This is a genomic window from Streptomyces sp. NPDC032940 (assembly GCF_040636935.1).
Taxonomy (GTDB): Bacteria; Actinomycetota; Actinomycetes; order Streptomycetales; family Streptomycetaceae; genus Streptomyces.
The window spans coordinates 1-19,712 of record NZ_JBEZVJ010000050.1; the positions used below are offsets into that span (position 1 = coordinate 1).

The following is a 19,712-nucleotide window of genomic DNA, read 5'->3' on the forward strand; positions in this document are numbered from 1 at the left end:
GCCGACGGTGACGGCGCCTCTGGGCTGCACGTCGCAGTAGCCGGACTCCTGGCCGAGCCGCCCGCCCTGCTCGACGACACCGGCGGTGTCGGCGACCGGACGGCGCGGGGCCGCGGTGGACCGAGGGGCGTCCGGTCAGTCCGTGACGCGGCGTACCCGGGTGACCCGGCGGGCGGGCCGGGCCCCGGCGGGTGCCTGCGAGGCGACCCGCGCGCACAGGGCCGTCAGGGCGACCAGGGACGCCAGTACGGCGACCCCGACGGCGACCCAGACGGGCGCGAGGGTGAGGTCGACGGTGCGTGACATCTCCACCGAGGGGGCGGTGGTGCCGTACAGCTTGGCCGCGGCCAGCGCCGCGGGCAGCACGACCGCCACGGCGAGCACCGGCACGGCGGCGCGCACGGTCAGGACCAGGGCCACGACCAGGCAGAGCGCCGAGAAGCCGAGCGCGAAGGCGTAGCCGCGGACGGACGCGTCGTTCTGGTGCAGCGGGAAGTAGGCCACGCCGCAGCCGGCGAGTGCGGCGACGGTGAGCCACGTCGGCCACAGCGCCCGCCGGGCGGCCCGCCGTGCCGCGGGGCCGCGGTCGTCGGCACGGTCCCGCGGCGCGCGGTCACGGGTACGGTCCCTGCGGGCGGGCCGCAGGCCGCGGCGTCGTTCGCGGCCACGGGGGCCGGGCGCGGCGGGCGCCGGTTCCTCGGCGGGTGCCGACTCCTCGAGCGCGTACGGGTCCTCCACGGCCGCCTGCTGTGCGAGCCGGGGGTCCGGCCGGTCGGCGTGCACCCGCTGTTCCTCGGCGAGCCGGCCGATCAGTTCGACCAGGTCCTCGACGGGCCGGCCGGTGGCGGCGGCCCGTACGGCCTCCCGACCGCAGTGCGGTTCCAGGGGGGTGCGGTGCAGCAGGGCCATCAGCCGGGTCACCTCGTCGACCGAGCGGTGCGCCGCGGCGGCCCGGATCGCCTCGTCCGCGCTGTCCGGGCGGCGGGGCGGCCGGGTCAGCAGGCCCGCGAGCCGGGTGACGTCCTCCACGGACCGGGTGACGCCGACGGCGCGGAGCGCCTCGCCCGTGGCCTGCGCGTACTGGGGGGACTGTTCCAGCATCGCGATGAGGTCGACGACCTCTTCCAGGGGCCGGTCGGCCACGGCGGCGCGCACCAGGTCGCCGACGGGGTCGCCGTACGACCGGGACGCGTCGCCGGGGTCCCCGGGTGCGGGGGCTTCGGGGGCGGGTGCGAAGGGGTCCCGGCCGGCGGGGTCCCGGCCGGGGGGTTCCCGGCCGGGGGGTTCCCGGTCGGCGGGCTCGTCGGCGAAGAGCTCCTCGTCCGTGAAGAGGTCCTCGTCGGTGAAGTAGCCCTCGTGGTCCGGTTCGCCGTCCGGTTCGTGAGCCGGTTCGTGCGGGGACGGCCGGTGGGCGTCGGCCGTCCGGAACGTCCGCTCCCGCAGGGTGGGTTCCCTCGGGACGGGCGAGCGGGCCGCGGACTGGGCGATTCCGGGCCGTACCGTGTGCGTGCCGGTGCCCGTGGTGGTCTCCGCGGCCGGCAGGTCCACGGCGGATATGGCGTATTCGGTCGTTCGGGATGATGAGGAGCCGGTGGTCATGGTCTCTCCGTGGGAATGGGGGGTGCGGCCGCCCTGCGTCCCCGACATGCGACACGCGGTGTGGTGCCCATTACTAGGCGCGTCCACCGCGCGGTGCCACTCGGGCGGGCCACGGGGATGAGAGACCCGGCGCGGGGCCTTATCGGCGCGGCGAGGGGGAATCCGTCAGGCAGGGCATGTGCCGCGCACCAGGAGGAGGGGCGGGGTGGACACGACCACAGTGGTGATCGTCGCGGCGGTGTCGCTCGCGGCGGTCGTCCTCTGCGTGGCCGTCGGCGTGCTGGTGCGGCTGGTCCGTACCCGACGGGATCTCAGAAGGGCCGGGCTGCCGAGCGGGCCCCGGTGGGTCTTCTGGGGCGCCGTCCTCTACTTCGTGCTGCCCGCGGACCTCGTGCCCGACCCGGTGTACCTGGACGACATCGGCGTTCTGCTCCTCGCCCTGCGCTCCGTGCGCGGCTCCCTCGGCGGGCGGGAACGGGGCCCACGCCCGCCCCGTGATTACGCTGCGTAAGGAAACCATTCACCCGTTCGATTCGTATAAGTCTCTGGAAGCCGAAGGAAGTCGGCGGACCAGGCGACGGCGCACAGGGACCTTCGCTTGATCGGCGCAGCACCGACTAGGGAGAGACGATGCAACCGTTCGCGCTCAACTACGCACGGCCCGCAGTGGAGTTGGAAGCGACGACCCCGTACGTCTACGACTCCGGGCTGCAGTTGAACGTGCTCCTCGACGGGCGTGTGGCCGCCTGCGACCACGCGCTGCTGAGAGAACTGGGGACCACGACCTCCACGGCGGGGTCGAAGACTCACTTCGACGACTGAACACGGGCCGCCGAGAATGACCGTGCTGATCCTGACCTGTGAAGAGGACGTCACCGCCGACATGGTGATCGTCCATCTGAACGCGTCGGGGGTACCGGTGGTCCGTCTGGACCCAGCCGATCTGACCCATTCCGTCGCGCTCTCCGGCGAGTTCGTGCACGGCTCCTTCCGCGGTCATCTGTCGTCGGGGGGCCGTCTGGTGAGCATCGGGGGCCTGCGGTCCGTCTGGGTGCGCCGGCCGGGGGGTGCGGCCGCGCGGGCCGCCGAGCCCTCGCCGTGGCTGACCGAGGAGTCCGCGCAGGCGCTCTACGGGATGCTCCGCGGCTGCGGGGCGCGGTGGATGAACCAGCCCGACGCGGCCCATCGGGCCCGGTACAAGCCCTGGCAGCTGCGTCTGGCCCAGACGTGCGGGCTGCCGGTGCCGGCCACGCTGATCACCACGTTCCCGCGGGCGGCACGCGAGTTCGCCGAGCGTTACCCGGATCTCGTGGTCAAGCCAGTGTCCGGCGCGCACCCGCAGGATCCGCCGCTGGCGGTGCCGACCAGCCGGGTGCCGCCCGATGCGGACTTCTCCGCCGTCGCCCACGGCCCGACACTGCTGCAACGCCGGGTCGCCAAGCGGGCCGACGTCCGGCTGACCGTCGTCGGCGACCAGCTGCTCGCCGCCCGCCGGTCGGCCCTCGCCGGCCGGGACCCGGAGGTGGAGGTGGACGTCCGCTTCTCCTCGTCCGGCGAGCCGTGGCGGCCCGCCGAGGTGCCGCAGAGGGTGGCCGAGGCCGTTCTCGCGTACATGCGCGGGGCGCACCTGGCGTACGGGGCCTTCGACTTCGCTGAGGACGGGGACGGCACCTGGTGGTTCCTGGAGTGCAACCAGTCGGGGCAGTTCGGCTTCGTCGAGGTGGACACGGGTCAGCCGATCGCCCGCACCATCGCCGAGTGGCTGACCCGCCCCGAGGGCGCGGAGCCGGAGGCGGACGGCGCGGACCCGGCGTTCGCCGGGTGAGCCACGTCAGTGCTGGCGGGGTCCGGGCAGCAGCGCGGTGCGCTGCCAGCCGGCGCCGGGGGACGGTGTGCGCTCGGCGCCGGGCAGGTGGCCGGGTGAGTGCAGGGGGCGCATGACGACCTCCAGTTCCCTGCTCACTCGCTCGGCCTCCCGGCGCACCTGCGTGGGGACGTCACCGCATTCGGCGACGAGTCGGTCGTAGATGGGGGAATCCTGGAACACCCGTCAACGTGCCTTTCGTGTCGTCCGCCCCCGCACGGGGGCACGACTGAGCAGTCTAGGCGTCCGGCCGTCCGAGGGCGCGCTTTCCCCCTATGAGGTGACAGGGTCTCAAGCCGTGGACAGGCGTGGGGCCCGTCCCCCGGGCCGGGCCGGACGGTGCCGGCCGGATCCGCGGGACGGGCCCGGGTGCGCGATGTCACACGGCCAGCGACAGGCCGCTCTCCTCGTCCGGGTCCGCCGTCCTGACGGCGTCCGGGGTCCGCCCCTTGGCCAGCAGCAGGGCGTCCGCCTTGGCCACCGCGTCGTGGATGCCGGTCGTCGCCATCATCACGCACAGCGTGTAGCTGACGTCCGCCAGTTCGCGCGCCGTCGCCGGCCGCTCCCTCTCCGCCTGAGCGATCCGCAGTGACGCGTACCGCGTCAGCAACTCCCTGACGACCTTCGGGTCCGGTTCGAGCACGTAGCGCCCCTCTCTCGATTTTCGCTGCGTATGCCCGAACCTTGACGGAACATTCACCCCCTGAGCGCCCTCGCTCGCCTTTGACGGAATTCCATTGTTCCGTGTCCGGACGGCGCCCCCATAAGGCGACAACAAGGGGAAAAGGGAACAGAACACCGAGGCGTCGGAACCCGGGTGGCGGTCAGGCGACCTGGCCGCTGTGCAGGGCCGTGTACGCCCCTTGTCCGCGCAGGAGTTCCTCGTGCGTGCCGGCCTCCAGGATGCGCCCCTCCCCCATCACCACGATGCGGTCCGCGCCGCGCACGGTGGACAGCCGGTGCGCCACGACGAAGGTGGTGCGGCCGGTCAGCAGCCGGGCGAGGGCCTGCTGGACGAGCGCCTCCGAGCGGGTGTCCAGGGCGGAGGTGGCCTCGTCCAGGATCAGCACCCTGGGATCGCGGATCAGGGCGCGTGCGATGGCCAGGCGCTGGCGCTGACCGCCGGAAAGCCGGGCCCCGTGCTCCCCGACCAGCGTGTCCAGGCCCTGCGGCAGCCGCTCCACGAACTCCAGCGCGTTGGCGTCGCGCAGCGCTGCCCGTACCGTCTCCTCGTCGGCGTCGTCCATGCCGTAGGCGACGTTCTCCCGGATCGTGCCGTCGAAGAGGACCGACTCCTGCGGCACCACCGAGACGAACCGCCGGTAGGTGCGCAGGTCGAGGGTGCTCATGTCGGTGCCGTCCAGCAGGATCCGGCCGGTACTGGGACGCAGGAAGCCGATCACCAGGTTGAGCACGGTGGACTTGCCGGCGCCGGACGCGCCGACCAGCGCGACGGTCTCACCGGGCTCGACGGCGAGGGTGAAGTCGCGTACGGCGGGCCGGCCGTCGCTCTCGTAGACGTGGCCGACGTTCTCGAAGACGACGGCCCCGCGCAGCGAGGTCAGCTCGGTCTTGCCCTCGTTGTCCTCGAGTTCGGGCGCCTGGAGCACCTCCCCGACCGAACGGACGGACTCCAGGCCCTTGGTGATGACGGGGGCCAGTCCCGCCAGGGTCGTCGTGGAGCCGGTCAGCGTGGTCAGGAAGGCGCTGAGCATCACGACGTCGCCGGCGGTGACGCCCCACACGTCGTAGTACGAGATCAGCGCCGCGCCCGCGAGGACCAGGACGCCGATGACGTTGAGCACGACCCAGGACAGGGAGCCGAAGCGGCCGTTGACCAGGTCCAGGCGCATCCCTGAGGTGAGCAGCCGGTCCAGGGTGCCGTCCATGCGGCGCAGCGCCTTGCCCTCGAGTCCGTGGGCGCGGGTGACCGGGATGAGCCGCGTCATCTCCGTGACGCGGGAGGAGAGAGTCTCCACCTCGTGCCGGAAGTGCTCGTTGTGGGCCCGCAGCCGGGCGCGCAGCCGGGCGACGAGGAGGGACGCGGCGGGGACGACGACGAGGAAGACGGGGAGGAACTCCGGTGTGCGGACGGCGATGATGACGAGGCCGCCGGTGAGGACGGTGAGCGCGCCGAGGCCGGTCTCGGCGGTCTGCTGCACCATCTGTTCCACGGTCTCCACGTCCCGCACGACCTTGGCCTGCAGGACACCGGCGCTGACGCGCGAGTGGTAGCCGATGGAGAGCTGCTGCATGCGCGTGCACAGGGCGGACCGCAGGGCGGTGCCCATGCGGCGGACGCTGCCGTACAGGAGGCGGACGTAGAGCAGGTGCAGGGGGTAGTTGACCACCAGGATGAACATGATGACCCCGGTGCTGGTCCACAGCGTACCGATCGGCCGGTGCTGGACGACGGTGTCGATGATGGAGGCGGTGATGAGGGGCAGGAGCCAGACCGGGCTGTGTTTGACGGTGAACACCACGACCGCCCCGGCCAGTCGGCGACGGTCGGCGCGGAGCAGGTAGACGAGCGTGCGTATCGGGTGCTCTCCGCGGTAGCGGTGGTCGAGCGGCTTTTCCAACGACGACGCCATCGGCGTGGTCCTCCTGTGACCGAGGGGCAGGGCAAGCGCTTTCTCGCCTCGCGCTTTCCTACCTCCTGGTCCAGGACTCGCGCCACACCGTCCCGCAGTCCGGGAACACGAACGCCGGGAGGGGGATGCCGGGTGGGGTGCGGCGGGTGACCGGTGCGGCGGGCGCCGGGTGGAGACCCGCGCCTTCACCCCCGTGGAGGGCGCGGGCCTCAGTCTCCGAGCGTGCGGGCCAGTTCGGTGGTGGCCCGCGTGATCTCGCTGTCGCCCTCGGCCAGCAGCCGTTTCAGCTCGCCCCGCCGGGCGCGGACGGCCTGGCGGGCGGCGCGCTCCCACACCACCGGGTTCTCCCGGTGGTTGAGGAGCTTGGGATAGGCGGAGGCGGTGGTCTCCCACTGCCGGGCGTCGGCGATGTTCTTGAGCAACTGGATGATCTGCGCCCGGCAGTTCACCTGGGGCCGCTGGGCCAGCTCCCAGAGGAAGGGCACGGTCGCGGCGGTGGCCTGTTCGACGACGAAGCCGAACTGGCAGATCCGTTTCCGCAGATCACCGAGGGCCGCCCGGGCGGTCTCGGCGTCACCCCGGGCGACCTTGTCGAGCAGGCGCGGGATTGCGGCGGCGGAGCCGCTGGAGTCCTGGATCTCGTCCCAGGGCACCCGGTCCAGACCGGCGAGGGGCGCGGGGCGGAGCGGACCGGCCGGTGACGGGTGACGGTCGGTGCGCCGGGTGCTCGGCTGGGGTGTCGGAGCGCTGCGCATGGTGTGGGGCCCTTCCGCGGCAGTCGGGTCAGGTCAGGGGGCGGGTCGACAGCGTGGCCCAGACGGTCTTGCCCGCCGGAGGTCTCGGGGTCCAGCCCCACTCCTCCGCCAGGGCGTCGACGATGGACAGACCGCGTCCGTGCTCGCGCAGGCCGCAGTCGTCGGAGGAGGTGGGTACGGGCGCGTCGCGACCGGGGTCGGAGACGCTCAGCATCAGACGGCCGGGGTGCAGGCTGAGTGCCAGCCGGATCTCCGGACGGTCCGTCGTGGCCGACGGCAGTGCGTGCGCCACGGCGTTGGCGGCGAGTTCGGTGATCACGAGGGCCGCGTCGTCGCCGTGCCGGTCGAGGGACCACCGGCGCAGCGTGTCCCGTGTGAACGCCCGGGCGTGGGCGAACCCCTCCCCGCTGCACGCGATGCGCAGCACCGCGGGTGCGGGCGGGGCGGATGGTGCGCACGGTGTCGCCGGAGAGTCGGGGAACGGCCACTCGGCGGGGAGACCGGCCGCTCGTGCCGTGCGCGGCAGTCCTCCGAACCGGCTCGCCGCGTCCGTCTCCGGCACGGGCTCGCCGGGCGAGCGGAGCGTTGGATGCGCAGGTGACGGCACGACATCTCCCTGATGCGACGTCAGGACGGGGCGGCAACAGCGGGGTTGACGCCACGGCTATTATCCACGCAGACAGCGCTCGCGTGCAATTGCACGAGAAATTGCGCAGAAAAAAATCGGGTGGGAGCGCGTGAGGGCCGATGTGACGCGGCCCGCTCCCCCGGACGGCAAGGAGACTGCGGTGCCACCAGTGCGGAACGGAGTGCGGGCCAGTTCGCTGGACGCCCGCTGGAAGAAGAGCCGGCACAGCAACGCCGAGGGCAACTGCGTCGAGGTCGCCCTCGTGGACGGGGGCATAGCGATGCGCAACTCCCGTGATCCGGACGGCCCCGCGCTCGTCTACACCTCCGCGGAGATCGCCGCCTTCCTGGCCGGCGCGAAGGACGGCGAGTTCGACCACCTGCTGTGACGGGAACGGGGCGATGGCCGCCGCAGCGCACGCCGACGGCGAAGCGGAGGTCAACTACCCGATTTCTACAGGCCCATACGGGAATCGGCAGCGGGGTGCGATAGTGTGTTCATCAAGTCTGCCGGTCTGCTGGGAGTCAGGATGTCCGCCGCGTCGCCTCGCACTTCCCGCCTCGAACCCTATCTGGATCGGACCGAGCCGGCTCCCACCCTGCTGAAGATGCTCGTCGGCGTACAGCTGGCGGGTTTCCGGGAGGATGCCGGCCTCTCCCAGGACCAGGCGGCGCGGGAGCTGGGGTTCAGTCCGGCGAAGCTGTCCCGCATCGAGTCGGGCAAGGGGCGCAAACCCCCGGCGGAGGGCGACGTCCGCGCGCTGCTGGAGCTCTACGGCACCGACACCTATGAGGGCTCGGTGCTGCTCAAGCTGTTGCAGCGTGCCGGCGAGCCCGGCTGGTGGCAGCGGTACGACAAGCGCCTGATGCCCGAGTGGTTCGACCGGCTGGTCGGTCTCCAGGAGGCCGCGTCGACCATCCGCACCTTCGAGATCCAGTACGTTCCCGGACTGCTCCAGACCGCGGCCTACACCCGTGCCGTGGTCGAGCGCGGTCTGCCGAACGCGCCGGCCTCGGAGGTCGAACGCCGGGTCGAGCTGCGTATGCGCCGGGCCGATCTGCTGCACCGTGTGGACGCGCCGCAGCTGTGGGCCGTCATCGACGAGTCGGTGCTGCTCCGCGTGCTGGGGAGCCGCGAGGTCATGCGGGAACAGCTCGAGCACCTCGTCACGATGGCCGAGCGGCCCCATGTGACCCTGCAGATCGTGCCGCTGGACGTGACCAACGCGTCGGCGCCCGCGATCCCGGTGACCTATCTGCGCTTCGGCGGCAGTGACCTGCCCGACGTGGTCTACCTGGAGCACATCAGGAGCGCCAACTTCCTCGAGGACCGGGACGAGACCGAGGAGTACCGGGTCGCGCTCGACCGGCTGGCCGACGAGGCGCTGACTCCGCGCGAGTCGCTGGAGATGCTGCGCGAGAAGGTCTCGGGTCGTTACGGCGCGAGCTGAGCGGGCGGGCCGTGCGCGGCCTTCCCGGCGTCACGCACGGCCCGTTGCCTGTGTCCTGCCTGCTCTTCTGCGCTCTGCCCGTTCCGTGCCGTGGGGCTAGCGGATACGGCCGAGCCCTCCGAACTCGATCCACTCATCGGTGAGCTGACGGGGCGCCACCTCGGTGTCCGGCCGCCAGGTGGAGACCTCCACCAGGCCCGGCTCCATGATGTCCATGCCCTCGAACAGCGCCTCGACGTCCTTGGGCTCGCGGACGCGGCCCCAGTGTCCCTGCGTCGCCTGGTCCATGAAGTCCGTGACGAACTTCCGCACCTCGGCGTCCTCGCTGACCAGCTGGCACATCACGGCGTAACTGCCGGGCGCGAGCCGCTCGGTGACGCGCCGGACCACGGCCTGCGGCCCGTCGGTCTCGCTGTCCGGGATGCAGTGGAAGACCGAGTTGAACAGCACCGCCACCGGCTGCGAGAAGTCGATCAGACGCTGCGTGTCCGGATGGGAGAAGATCTCCTCGGTCGAACGCATGTCGGCGTGTATGACGGCGGTCTGGTCGTTCTGGTCGAGCAGGGCCCGGCCGTGGACCAGCACCATCGGGTCGTTGTCGACGTAGACGACGCGGGAGGCGGGGTCGACGCGCTGGGCGACGGTGTGCACGTTGTCCTGCGTGGGCAGACCGGATCCGTGGTCGAGGAACTGGCGGATGCCGTAGTCCTCGGCGAGGGTCCGGACGACGCGCTGCAGGAAACGCCGGTTGTTCAGCGCCAGCCGGCGGGTGCTCGGCACGACCTTGTCCAGCTGCTCGACCGCCGCACGGTCGGCCGCGTAGTTGTCCTTGCCGCCCAGGTAGTAGTCGTACATACGTGCGGCCGTTGGCACGTTGGCGTCGATCTCCGTGGACAGCTGCTTGTCGGCTTGCATCTTTCCCCCAGCTCGTACCGCGCCAACTGCACTGGCATGACAGAGAGTACATCCTAGAGACCCGGCGGTCAGGCGAACCAGGGGTCGGACGGCGGGGCCGTCAAGTCGATTGCCGACTGGCATACTTGACGACCCCTCAGTTGTGGTTCTCAGCCGCGTGCGGCCAGGTACGCGTCGATCCCCGGTGCCTGGTGGGCCTCCTCGACGCCGACCAGTCCGCCGGCCGCCCCGGCGTCGGGCTTCAGCACATAGGTGGAGCGGCTCGCGGGCGCCGAGACGTCGGTGAAGTCCTGCGGCGTGCCCAGGCCGGTGTCCACGTCGTGCTGCGAACGGTGCGCCTTGACCACGTCCTCGCGGGTCAGGCTGCCGGCCTCGCAGGCCTTCTTCAGGTCCGCGCCGATGAGCAGGGCCGCGTTGTACCCGGAGAGCGCGCCGGAGTCGACGGGTGAGCCGGGGTACTTCTTCCCGTAGGAGGCGACCATCTTCTGCACGCCAGGGAGGTCGGAGCTGGGGGCCGGGGCCGCGCTGACCACGTGGACCATGGCCTCCAGCGCCTTCGCCGCGGGCGTCTTCATCAGCTGCGGAGCGTAGCCGGGCGCGCTGCTGACGATCGGCACCGTGAGGCCCTTGGACGCGGCCACCCCCGCGAGGGACGCGGTCTGGGCGGGTCCTGCGCTGATCAGGACGGCCTTGACCCCGGCCTTGCTCAGTGCCGAGACCTGCGCGGACAGGTCGGTGTCGGTGGCCTTGATCTTCTGTCCGACCACCTTCATCCCGGCCTTCTCGGCAGCCCAGGTCGAGCCCTCCAGGGCGTTGGCGCCGTAGTCGCCCTCGAAGTAGACGTGGCCGATGCTGTCGCCCTCGGCGACCTTCTTGGTGCGGGTCAGGAAGTCTACGGCGGCGATCATGTCGAGGTCGTATGTGGTGCCGAGGACCTGGACGGAGTCCTTGCCGAGCAGGGAGGCCGCCCAGGCCTGCGGGAAGGTCAGCATGTGGTCGCGTTCGATGTCGTCGAGCAGGGCGGCGACCACCGGCGAGCCGATGACCTGGGGCAGGGCGACGACGTCCGGGGAGATGTCGGCGTAGGCGGTGACCGCCTTCTGCACGTCGTAGCCGTGGTCCTTGACGACGATCTCCACCTTGCGTCCGCAGATGCCGCCCGCGGCGTTGGTCTCGTCGGCCCACATCTGCTGCGCCTGCACGATGCTCTTGCCGAGGGTGGCGTAGGGCCCGGTGAGGTCGGTCAGGGCGCCGAGCCTGATGGCCGTGTCGCTGACTCCGGGGCCGGCCTTGACGCCGTCGGCGCCGTCGTCGGTGCTTGTGCCGTCCGCCTTGGAGCTGCAGGCGGTGCCCGCGAGCAGCACGGCGGCCAGGGCCGCGGCCAGGGCGGCGGTCCGGGTGGTGCGGGGCCTGGGGTGCGTGACGTTCACGGGGTGTGCTCCTTGGCTCGTGCGGTGGTGGCAGGGGTGGTCGGGGGCGTGGGCCCGGTGCCGGGCGGGCCGGTGACCCGGGGCCGGCGGCGCAGCCGGGCGCGGGCGCGGCGGGCCAGGCCGTGGAGGCCGTCGGGGGCGAAGAGGAGGATCACGACGATCGCCGCACCGTAGAGGTAGCGGGCGGCCTCGGTCGGGCCGATCGAGCCCTCGCCGGAGCCGGGCGTCGCGACGAGGGGCAGCTGGTCGGCGTAGCGCGTCATCAGCAGGGGCAGCGCGGTGACGAACACGGCCCCGGCGGTGGCCCCGGCGACGGAGCCCAGGCCGCCGATGACGATCATGGCGAGATAGTCGACGGACAGGGCGAGGGAGAAGTAGTCGGGCACGACGCGGCGGAAGGCGAGCGCGAGCAGGACGCCGGCGAGGCCCGCGTACATCGAGGAGACGACGAACGCCGCCGAGCGGTACTTCGCCACGTTCACGCCCATCACGGACGCCGCCGTCTCGCTGTCGCGCAGCGCCACCAGGGCGCGGCCGGGGCGTCCGCGCAGCAGCCCGCGCGCGGTGAACCAGGTGACGGCGAACAGGGCGAGGCCCAGGTACCAGAGCCGTTCCTCGGCGCCGAACGGCACGCCCAGGACCGTCAGTTCCGGGTCGGAGGCGGCGAAGGTGAACCCGGCGAGCTCCAGGGGCGGCACCGAGCGGCCGTTGAAACCGCCGGTGACGGAGTCGGCGGTGAGCAGGACGTGGTGGCCGAGGAAGACGAGTGCGAGGGTGGCCACGCCCAGGTAGATGCCCTTCACCCGGGCGGCGACGGGGCTGAACAGGCCGCCCGCGGCGCCGGCCAGGAGGACCGCGAGGACCGCGGCGAGTGCCGGCGGCAGCCCCGGTCCGGGCTCGCCCGCCAGCCAGACGTAGCCGTAGGCGCCGACGGCGAGGAAGAAGGCGTGGCCGAGGGAGAGCTGTCCCGCGGTGCCGCTGAGCAGGCCGAGCCCGACGGCGCCGATCGCCGCGGCCATCGAGAACAGGCCGATGCGCAGCCAGAAGGCGTCCAGGTAGAAGGGCAGGGCGCACAGGAGGAGGGCGGCCAGGAGCAGCGGTCCTCGTCCGAGGAGACCGTTCGCCTTGCGGAGGCCCTTCGTCTCACGGATGCCCTTCGTCTCACGGAGGTCAGACACGGGCCGCTCCCTTCGCCGCGAAGAGTCCGGTGGGACGGATCAGCAGGACCAGCACCATCACGGCGTACGGCGCGACGTCGCCGAAGCCCTCGCCGAGGACGTGCAGATCGGACTGGTAGCCGGCGACGAACGCCTCGGTGAGGCCGATCAGCATGCTGCCGACCAGGGCGCCGACCGGGGAGGCCATGCCGCCGAGGATGGCGGCCGGGAAGGCCTTCAGGGCGATCTGCCCGGTGGTGCGCTCCAGGCCCGGCGCCGGGAAGGCGACGAGGAAGACCGCGGCGAGCGCGGCGAGACCGCCGGCCAGGCACCAGGCGACGGTGCGGATCCGGGTCAGCCGTACGCCCATGAGGGCGGCGGCCTCGGCGTCCTCGGCCGCCGCGCGCAGGGACAGGCCCCACGGGGTGAACCGGAACAGGGCGAAGGCGCCGCCGATGGCCACGGCGGACACCAGGATCGCGGCGACGCGGCTGTCGGCGACGGTCACCGGCCCCAGGTCGGTCACCGCGTCGCCCCAGGGGTCGCCGAGGGGCAGCAGGTCGCCGCCGATGCGCCGGGCCAGGTCGGTGACCAGGACGATGTCGATGCCGATGGTCACGATGGTCTGCACATGGGCGCCGTGCGCGTCCTGCTCCCCGCGCTGGAGGAGCAGGCGGTCCAGCGCACCGGCCACGGCGGCCGTGGCGACGACGGCGAGGGCCAGCGCCCCGGCGAAGCCGAGGTCGTCGTGGAGGACGGCGACGAGGTAGCCGCCGAGAAGGAGCAGGGAGCCGTGGGCGAAGTTGAGGACGCCGGAGGCCTTGAAGATGGTGACGAAGCCGAGCGCGATCAGGGCGTAGACCGAGCCGAGCGCGAGACCGTTGAGGAGGTTGTCGAGGAGGTCGCTCATGCCGCGTCCTCCCCCGTGGTTCCGGTGCCGAGGTAGGCGCGCAGCACCTCGGGGTCGCGGCGGACCTCGTCCGGGGTGCCGTGGGCGATGGCCCTGCCGAAGTCGAGGACGGTGACGTCGTCGGCGAGCCGCATGACCAGGCCCATGTCGTGCTCCACCAGGACGACGGACAGGCCCAGTTCGGCCCGGACCTCCCGGACGACCTCGGTCATGCGGACGCGTTCGGCGGCGTTCATGCCGGCCACGGGTTCGTCGAGCAGCAGCACACGGGGCTCCAGGCAGAGGGCTCGGGCGAGTTCGACCCGCTTGCGGTCGCCGTAGGACAGCAGGGCGACGGGTGAGTCGAAGTGGGCGCCGAGTCCGGTGAGCGCGGCGATCTCCCGGGCCTTGGCGAGGTGGTCGCGCTGTTCGCGCACGGCGCGCGGCAGCCGCAGGGCGCTGGCGGCGAAGCCGGCGCGGGACAGGGCGTGGCGGCCGAGCATCAGGTTGTCGGCGACGGTGCCCTGGGTGGTGACGATGTTCTGGAAGGTGCGGGCCACGCCGAGCGCGGCGATCCGGTGCGGGGCGAGCCGGGTCAGGTCGGCGTCGCCGAGGCGTACGGTGCCGGCGGCGGGCCGGTAGAGGCCCGACAGGACGTTGAAGCAGGTGGACTTGCCGGCGCCGTTGGGTCCGATGACGGCGTGCACGGTGCCGGGGGCGACGGTGAAGGAGACGCCGTCGAGGGCGGTGAGGCCGGCGAAGCGGACGGTGACGCCGCTGACTTCGAGCGCGGGGGGCGCGGCGGTACGGGTGGTCACGCCGCCCCCTGGTCGTCGGCGGCCTCGCCCAGGTAGAGGCGGCGTACGGCGTCGGTGCGGGCGAGTTCGGCGGTGGGTCCGGACAGGCGGATCTCGCCGACCTCCAGGACGTGGGCGTGGCTCGCGAGGGAGAGCGCCATGCCGGCGTTCTGCTCGACCAGGAGGACGGCGGTGCCCTGGGTGTTGATCTCGCGGATCACCTCGGCGATCCGGTCCACCATGAGCGGGGCGAGCCCGAGGGAGGGTTCGTCGAGGAGGAGCAGCCGTGGCGACGCCATGAGGGCACGTCCGATGGCCAGCATCTGCTGCTCGCCGCCGGACAGCAGGCCCGCGGCCTGGCGGGTGCGTTCGGCGAGCCGGGGGAAGAGGGCGAAGACGCGGTCCCGGGCCGCGCGGACCTGGGCCGGGGCGCGGCGGGAGAGGCCGAGGCCGCCGGCCCGCAGGTTCTCGTCGACGGTGAGCCCGGCGAACACCCGCCTGCCCTCGGGCACCTGCACGACTCCGGCGCGGACGGCGGCGACGGGGTCGCGGCCGTCGAGGGCGGTGTCGCCGTAGCGGACCCGGCCGGCCGTGATCGCGCCGCGGTGCAGGCGCAGGGTGCCCGACACGGCGCGCAGCAGGGTCGTCTTGCCGGCGCCGTTGGCACCGAGCAGCGCGACGACGCCGGCGTGCGGGACGGTCAGGGACACGGATCGGAGAGCGGAAGCGGACAGGGCGCGGCCGTATGTCACGTCGAGGTTCTCGACGTGCAGTGCGGGCTCGGCGGCGTCGGTGTCCGGTGGTGCTGCGGGCATCGCGGCTCCTGAGGCCGTGCCGGGGTGGCACGGTGACGGGGAAGGGGCGCTCACCACAGCACGGGGGGCGGGGGGCGTACAGGGGGTCGGGGCCGGGTCGCTGCGGGGTCCCAGTCGGGGGACGGGGAGGTTGTGCGGATGCCCAGCCCTGCGGGCCGGGTATGGGCGGGTGCGCCGGCCGGGGGCGGGTGGGGTGACCGCGGTGGGCCCGGGCGGGGGCGGGTCCGCGCGGCCCGGCGCTGCGGGGGTGCCGCTGCGCCCACCCGTGCCGCCACAGCGGCACGACTGCCCGCAGCTACGGCGTTACGGCGGCATGGCGGGCCGTAGCTACGTACGGCGGGGTGGGCGGGCGGCCGCAGCTACGTACGGCGGGGTGGGCGGGCGGCCGTAGCTACGTACGGCGGGGTGGGCGGGCGGCCACAGCTACTTGTGGCGGGGTGGGCGGCCGTAGCCATGTACGGCGGGGTGGGCGGGCGGCCGCAGTCATGACTGGGCGGTGAGGAGGTGGTGGGCTGTCAGGGCGAGGGTGATCTGGACCAGGTCGGCCGGGCGGGAGAGGGAGTGGGAGGTGAGCTGTTCGCAGCGGCGCAGGCGGTTGAGGACCGTGTTGCGGTGGCAGTAGAGGCGTTCGCCGGCCCGCTGGGCCGAGCCGTCGCAGTCGAGCCATGTCGTCAAGGTGTCCAGCAAAACGTCCCGGTCGGCGGGCTCCAGCCGCAGCAGCGGGCCGAGCACTCTGTCGGCGAGGGACCGGCCCAGTTCGGGGGCGGCCACGACGAGGGCCGCGGGGAGGTGGTCGGCCAGCCGGACGGTGCCGCCGTGCTCGGGACAGATGCCGAGCGCGGTGTCGGCGAGCCCGCGTGCGTCGCCGACGGCGGCCAGGCCCTCGACGGGGCTGCCGATGCCGACCCGCAGCCCGCCGGGGAGGGCGTCGCCCGGCAGCGGGAGTTCGTCGTCGCCGGCGGCCAGCAGCACGATGCCGTAGTCCACCTCCGCCCCGGTGTGCCAGTGCACGCGTGTTCCCTCCGGCACGACGGCGGCGCGGACGGCGGTGGAGCGGGCGGGGTGCGTCCCGGCGACGGCGACGACCGCGTAGCGGCCCTGCTCCGGCAGCTCCAGGGCCTGCGCGGCCTCCGGCAGGTCGGCGATGCGACTGGTGCCGTCGAGCAGGCCGGCCGCCAGCAGCCGGGCCCGGTTCTCCCGGCGCCGGCTCAGCTGCCACTCGGTCTGCCGGTAGGCGTCCGCGACGAGGGTGCAGTGCTCGTCGACGAAGTTCCACACGTCGGCGGCCACGTGCACCAGCAGCCGTACGTCCTCGGGTGCGGTGCGGGAGGTCTCCTCGACCAGCCGCTGCCACACCAGGGAGCCGCCGAGGCGGAAGGCGTGGAGCAGGGCGTCCAGCGGCAGTCCCTGTTCGGCGCGGGTGGTGCCGATCCGCCAGGAGCAGCGACGGGCCGCGTCCCGGGCGCCCCGGGGGTCGAGCAGCGAGGTCACGCTGTGCCGCAGCGAGCGGTGCGCCTCCTGCCAGGTCGCGGCGGGGTCCTTGGTCAGGGCGGTGCGGTACGCCGGTTCCTGCTCCCGCAGCAGGGCCACCAGCCGGTCGGTCAGCCCGGGCAGGTCGTCGAGCAGCCCGCGGGCCGCCCGGTGCAGGACCCGCAGGGCGTCGGCGTCCATGAGCGAGGCGACGCTCGGTGTCCGCGGGCGCGGAACGGGCGTCAGTCCGGCGGTGCGGATCGCTGCTCGTGACCGTACGGCGTGGTGCATCGCGGTCCTCCCCAGGCAGGGCTCACGGAGGAGAGCCGACGCGGGCCGTCCGCCCGCGCCCGGCCTGCCCCCTGACTCGTCCTGCCCCGAAGGATGGCATACCGTCTGGTCGGTCCCTAGGGTCGTGCACCGGTCTTTTCGGCCCGTTCCCCCTGTTCCGCCTGTTCGACCACGCGCGCCAGCTCCAGCCGGGACCGTACGCCGAGGACCGCGAAGACCCTGCGGAGGTGGTAGTCGACGGTGCGGGTGCTGACCGCCAGGCTCAGCGCGACCTCCCGGTTGGTGGCGCCCTCGGCGACATGCCGGGCGATGCGCAGTTGCTGCGGGGTCAGCCGGGTGAGTGTGCCGGCGGGCGCGGAACCGCGCGAGGCGGCGCCGAGCGCCCGCAGTTCGCCGCGCGCCTGCTCGGCCCAGACGCCGGCGCCGCACCGTTCGAAGCCGGCCAGCGCGCCGCCGAGGCGGTCGCGGGCCTCGCGCGGCCGGCGTCGCCGGCGCAGCCACTTCCCGTAGAGCAGTGCGGTGCGGGCCCGTTCGAAGTCGCCGCCCGCCTCGTCGTGCCGGGCGAGGGCGCGCACGTACAGGGCGTCGGCGTCATCGGGCGGGGCGAGCAGGGCGTGGCAGCGGGCGAGTTGGGCGGCGGCCTGCGGATCGGCGCCGAAGGCGGCCCAGCCGGCGAAGTCCGTCATGAGCGTCCGGGCGTCCTCGTGCCGGCCGGCGAGGACGGCGGCCTCCACGAAGCAGGGCACGGCCAGCCGCCACACCGCGAAGTGGCCGCGCCGGGGTCCGGGCAGGACCAGGAGACCGAGCCGGTCGGCGGCGTCGAAGGGACGGCCGCGCCCGAGGTCGGCGCGGGCCGCCGCCCACTCCGCCAGGGTGGCCGCCTGGGCCAGTCCGTGCCGGCGTGCGGTGTCGAGCGCGGCGGCCACGTGGCGGGCGACCGCGTCCGGCTCGTCCTCGATCGACGCCGCGAGGGCCAGTACGGCCCGGTGGTGGGCGGCCGTGTTGCGCTGCCCGGCCCGCAGCGCGGTGCGCAGGCCCTCCTCGGCATGGGCGCGGGCCTGCGGGTGCCGGCCGGCGCGCAGCTCGGCGTAGGCGAGGTACTCGAGCGCATGCGGGACCAGCGTGTCCGAGCCGAGGTGGCGGGCGGCGGCGAGGGCCCGCGCGCCCGCCCGGCGGGCGGCGTCCACCTCGCCCAGGAGCAGGGCTGCCGCCGCCGCCCGCAGCAGGCCTTCGGGGCGCTCGCCGGTGCGGGCGTGTGCCACGACGTGCCCGAGCGGTACGGCCGCGCGGTCCAGCCGTCCTTCGAGCAGCGCCCGCATGCCGGCGCGGTGGTGGCGCACGAGGTCGGGGGGCGTGAGGGGCTGCCCTGCGCTCCGACCGGTCGGGCCGGGGGCCGGGCCGAGGGTGGCCAGGCAGGCCGGCAGGTCGCCGGCGGCCCAGGCCGCGTCGGCTGCGGCCAGAGCGGCGGCCTCGGCCTGGCCGGGGGCCTCGGCGGCGAGCAGGTCCGCGGCCAGCAGCAAGGTCTGGTGGGCGTCGCCGACGGGGCCGTCGCGCAGTTCCGTCAGCCCGCGCACCAGTTCGGCCCGCCCCCGCACCACGGCGGGGGCGGCCGAGCCGCGGACCGCGGTGAGCAGCGGGCGCGCACGGTCGGGCCGGCCGGCGAGCAGTTCCTGCTCGGCCGCGGCTGTGTAGCGCTCCGCCCGGGCCGGGCCGTCGGCCGACAGTTCGGCGGCACGGGCGTACGCCGTCGCGCGCAGCCGGTGCGGCGCGGTGGTCGCTTCGGCGGCCCGGGCCGCGAGCCGGTCCGCGAGTGCGGGGGCGGGACCGGCGCCGGGCAGCGACCAGGCGCGGTGGAGCAGCGCGGGGAGCTGCTGCCCGGCCGCCTCCAGGACGCCGGCCAGCGCACGGTGGGCCGCGCGACGGTGCTCCGGTGCCGCGGTGGCGTGGACGGTGCGTCCGACGAGCGGGCTGCGGAGACGGAGCCGGCCGTCGGCGAGTGCGAGGAGCCCGGACACCGGCTCCGGGCCCGGCGTGGGAGCGGTGGGCGGCCGCGGGTGCCACTGCAACGGCCCGGCAGCCGGCCGCGAGTGCCACGACGGGGGCGCGTCGGCCGGCCGCAGGTGCCGTACGGCGGCCAGGGCGAGGTCCGCGTCGACGTCGGGGGCGTCCGGCACCCGGGCGGCCGCCGCAACCGTCAGCAGCAGGTCCCGTTCCCGCCGCGGCAGCCCCGACAGGGCTCTGCCCGCCACACCCGCCAGGGTGCCGGCGTCGGCGAGCGGGCTGGGCAGCGGCCGGTGCCCGCGCAGTTCGGCGGGCGACAGCCGGCGGACCAGGGCGAGCAGCAGGGCCGGGTTGCCCTCCGCCTCGGCCAGCAGGTGCGCGCGGACGGCCGGGCCGGCGGTGCCGTCGGTCGCGTCGTCCAGCAGGGCGTCGGCCTCCGGGGGCGACAGCGGGTCCAGGCGTACGGCCGGGAGGTGGGCGAACTCCGGGGCGACGGCCCGGTCTCCGGCCACGGACAGGAGCAGCGCGATCCGGACCGCCGGGTGCGGGCACTCCGCCGCGCGGACCAGGGCGGCCCGGGCCGCCGGGTCCCACAGATGTGCGTCGTCCACGCACACGAGCAGGGGTCCGTCGCCTGCTGCCGTCCGCAGGCCGGCGAGCAGTGCCCCGGCCGGATCGGGTGCGTACCGGTCCGCCGGGGCGCCGGGGCACAGGACGGGACCGGCCGTGAAGGTCCGGGCGGCCCACTGGAGGAGGGTGGTGCGGCCGAGGCCGGGTTCCCCGGTGACCACCAGGTGGCCGCCGCGGGTGGCCAGTCCGTCCAGCAGCTCCCCGACCACCCGCCGTTGCGGTCTCTGGCCTTGGATCCGCACGGCCGTACGTACGGTCGTCTCTCCGGTCATTCCCGGCAGGTTACGCGCGCGTAACCGAAGGCGGAAGGCACCGGTCCACGCCCGCTGCGCACCGGTTCGGCCAGGTGTCGACCGCCCGACCTGCGCTTCTTTCGCGGTGCACCCGGAAGAGCGCTGTGCGGTTGCCCAGAGTGCGCCGCCCCCCG

General features: G+C 74.0%; 19 protein-coding genes. 5 read left to right on the forward strand and 14 right to left on the reverse strand.

Annotated features, from left to right (window positions below; genetic code table 11):
- Positions 1–135 precede the first annotated feature (135 nt).
- Complete coding sequence (locus tag AB0E77_RS32695) at positions 136–1,599, reverse strand: hypothetical protein (protein ID WP_361578150.1); 1,464 nt, start codon at positions 1,597–1,599, stop codon at positions 136–138.
- A gap of 205 nt (positions 1,600–1,804) precedes the next feature.
- On the opposite strand from AB0E77_RS32695, the gene AB0E77_RS32700 reads away from it, so the two are divergent.
- The 3 genes from AB0E77_RS32700 (at position 1,805) to tgmB (ending at position 3,424) form a co-directional block, all read left to right on the forward strand.
- Entirely contained in the window at positions 1,805–2,110 is a 306-nt protein-coding gene (locus AB0E77_RS32700) for a YkvA family protein (RefSeq protein ID WP_361578153.1), read from the forward strand.
- A 119-nt stretch (positions 2,111–2,229) separates the two neighbouring features.
- Complete coding sequence (gene tgmA, locus AB0E77_RS32705; RefSeq protein ID WP_003978169.1) at positions 2,230–2,421, forward strand: putative ATP-grasp-modified RiPP; 192 nt, start codon at positions 2,230–2,232, stop codon at positions 2,419–2,421.
- Between the two features lie 16 nt (positions 2,422–2,437).
- A complete protein-coding gene (gene tgmB, locus AB0E77_RS32710) occupies positions 2,438–3,424 on the forward strand; it encodes an ATP-grasp ribosomal peptide maturase (RefSeq protein WP_361578156.1) in 987 nt (328 codons plus the stop codon).
- Positions 3,425–3,430: 6 nt separating this feature from the next.
- Here the strand turns inward: tgmB and AB0E77_RS32715 are convergent, their stop codons facing one another.
- The 5 genes from AB0E77_RS32715 to AB0E77_RS32735 form a co-directional block, all read right to left on the reverse strand.
- Positions 3,431–3,646, reverse strand: coding sequence for a hypothetical protein (locus AB0E77_RS32715; protein WP_361578159.1), 216 nt, complete (start codon positions 3,644–3,646; stop codon positions 3,431–3,433).
- Positions 3,647–3,842: 196 nt separating this feature from the next.
- A complete protein-coding gene (locus AB0E77_RS32720; RefSeq protein WP_361578162.1) occupies positions 3,843–4,106 on the reverse strand; it encodes a DUF5133 domain-containing protein in 264 nt (87 codons plus the stop codon).
- A gap of 181 nt (positions 4,107–4,287) precedes the next feature.
- The gene (locus tag AB0E77_RS32725) at positions 4,288–6,057 is read right to left on the reverse strand and encodes an ABC transporter ATP-binding protein (protein WP_361578165.1); all 1,770 of its coding nucleotides are present in this window, start codon (positions 6,055–6,057) and stop codon (positions 4,288–4,290) included.
- A 209-nt stretch (positions 6,058–6,266) separates the two neighbouring features.
- A complete protein-coding gene (locus AB0E77_RS32730; protein WP_361578168.1) occupies positions 6,267–6,812 on the reverse strand; it encodes a hypothetical protein in 546 nt (181 codons plus the stop codon).
- 28 nt (positions 6,813–6,840) lie between these two features.
- Complete coding sequence (locus AB0E77_RS32735; RefSeq protein ID WP_361578171.1) at positions 6,841–7,419, reverse strand: ATP-binding protein; 579 nt, start codon at positions 7,417–7,419, stop codon at positions 6,841–6,843.
- Positions 7,420–7,600: 181 nt separating this feature from the next.
- On the opposite strand from AB0E77_RS32735, the gene AB0E77_RS32740 reads away from it, so the two are divergent.
- Both AB0E77_RS32740 and AB0E77_RS32745 read left to right on the forward strand, forming a co-directional pair.
- A complete protein-coding gene (locus AB0E77_RS32740; RefSeq protein ID WP_361578174.1) occupies positions 7,601–7,828 on the forward strand; it encodes a DUF397 domain-containing protein in 228 nt (75 codons plus the stop codon).
- A 141-nt stretch (positions 7,829–7,969) separates the two neighbouring features.
- Positions 7,970–8,890, forward strand: a complete 921-nt coding sequence (locus AB0E77_RS32745) for a helix-turn-helix transcriptional regulator (protein WP_361578221.1) — start codon at positions 7,970–7,972, stop codon at positions 8,888–8,890.
- A gap of 96 nt (positions 8,891–8,986) precedes the next feature.
- Here the strand turns inward: AB0E77_RS32745 and AB0E77_RS32750 are convergent, their stop codons facing one another.
- From AB0E77_RS32750 to AB0E77_RS32785, 8 genes are all read right to left on the reverse strand, one after another.
- Positions 8,987–9,805: an SAM-dependent methyltransferase gene (locus AB0E77_RS32750; RefSeq protein ID WP_361578177.1), complete on the reverse strand. Its 819-nt coding sequence runs from the start codon at positions 9,803–9,805 to the stop codon at positions 8,987–8,989.
- Between the two features lie 149 nt (positions 9,806–9,954).
- On the reverse strand, positions 9,955–11,235 hold the full coding sequence (locus AB0E77_RS32755) for an ABC transporter substrate-binding protein (protein WP_361578180.1): 1,281 nt from the start codon (positions 11,233–11,235) through the stop codon (positions 9,955–9,957).
- The gene (locus tag AB0E77_RS32760; protein WP_361578224.1) at positions 11,232–12,332 is read right to left on the reverse strand and encodes a branched-chain amino acid ABC transporter permease; all 1,101 of its coding nucleotides are present in this window, start codon (positions 12,330–12,332) and stop codon (positions 11,232–11,234) included. The genes AB0E77_RS32755 and AB0E77_RS32760 overlap by 4 nt, the downstream gene beginning before the upstream one ends.
- Positions 12,333–12,405: 73 nt before the next feature.
- Positions 12,406–13,302 carry a branched-chain amino acid ABC transporter permease gene (locus AB0E77_RS32765; RefSeq protein WP_361578183.1) on the reverse strand — a complete coding sequence of 299 codons (897 nt, stop codon included), beginning with the start codon at positions 13,300–13,302 and terminating at the stop codon, positions 12,406–12,408.
- Positions 13,299–14,099 carry an ABC transporter ATP-binding protein gene (locus AB0E77_RS32770; RefSeq protein ID WP_361578186.1) on the reverse strand — a complete coding sequence of 267 codons (801 nt, stop codon included), beginning with the start codon at positions 14,097–14,099 and terminating at the stop codon, positions 13,299–13,301. The genes AB0E77_RS32765 and AB0E77_RS32770 overlap by 4 nt, the downstream gene beginning before the upstream one ends.
- Complete coding sequence (locus AB0E77_RS32775; RefSeq protein ID WP_361578188.1) at positions 14,096–14,893, reverse strand: ABC transporter ATP-binding protein; 798 nt, start codon at positions 14,891–14,893, stop codon at positions 14,096–14,098. Before AB0E77_RS32775 ends, AB0E77_RS32770 begins: the two co-directional genes overlap by 4 nt.
- 483 nt (positions 14,894–15,376) lie before the next feature.
- Positions 15,377–16,654, reverse strand: coding sequence for a helix-turn-helix domain-containing protein (locus tag AB0E77_RS32780; RefSeq protein ID WP_361578191.1), 1,278 nt, complete (start codon positions 16,652–16,654; stop codon positions 15,377–15,379).
- 116 nt (positions 16,655–16,770) lie between these two features.
- Complete coding sequence (locus AB0E77_RS32785) at positions 16,771–19,557, reverse strand: LuxR C-terminal-related transcriptional regulator (protein ID WP_361578194.1); 2,787 nt, start codon at positions 19,555–19,557, stop codon at positions 16,771–16,773.
- Positions 19,558–19,712 lie beyond the last annotated feature (155 nt).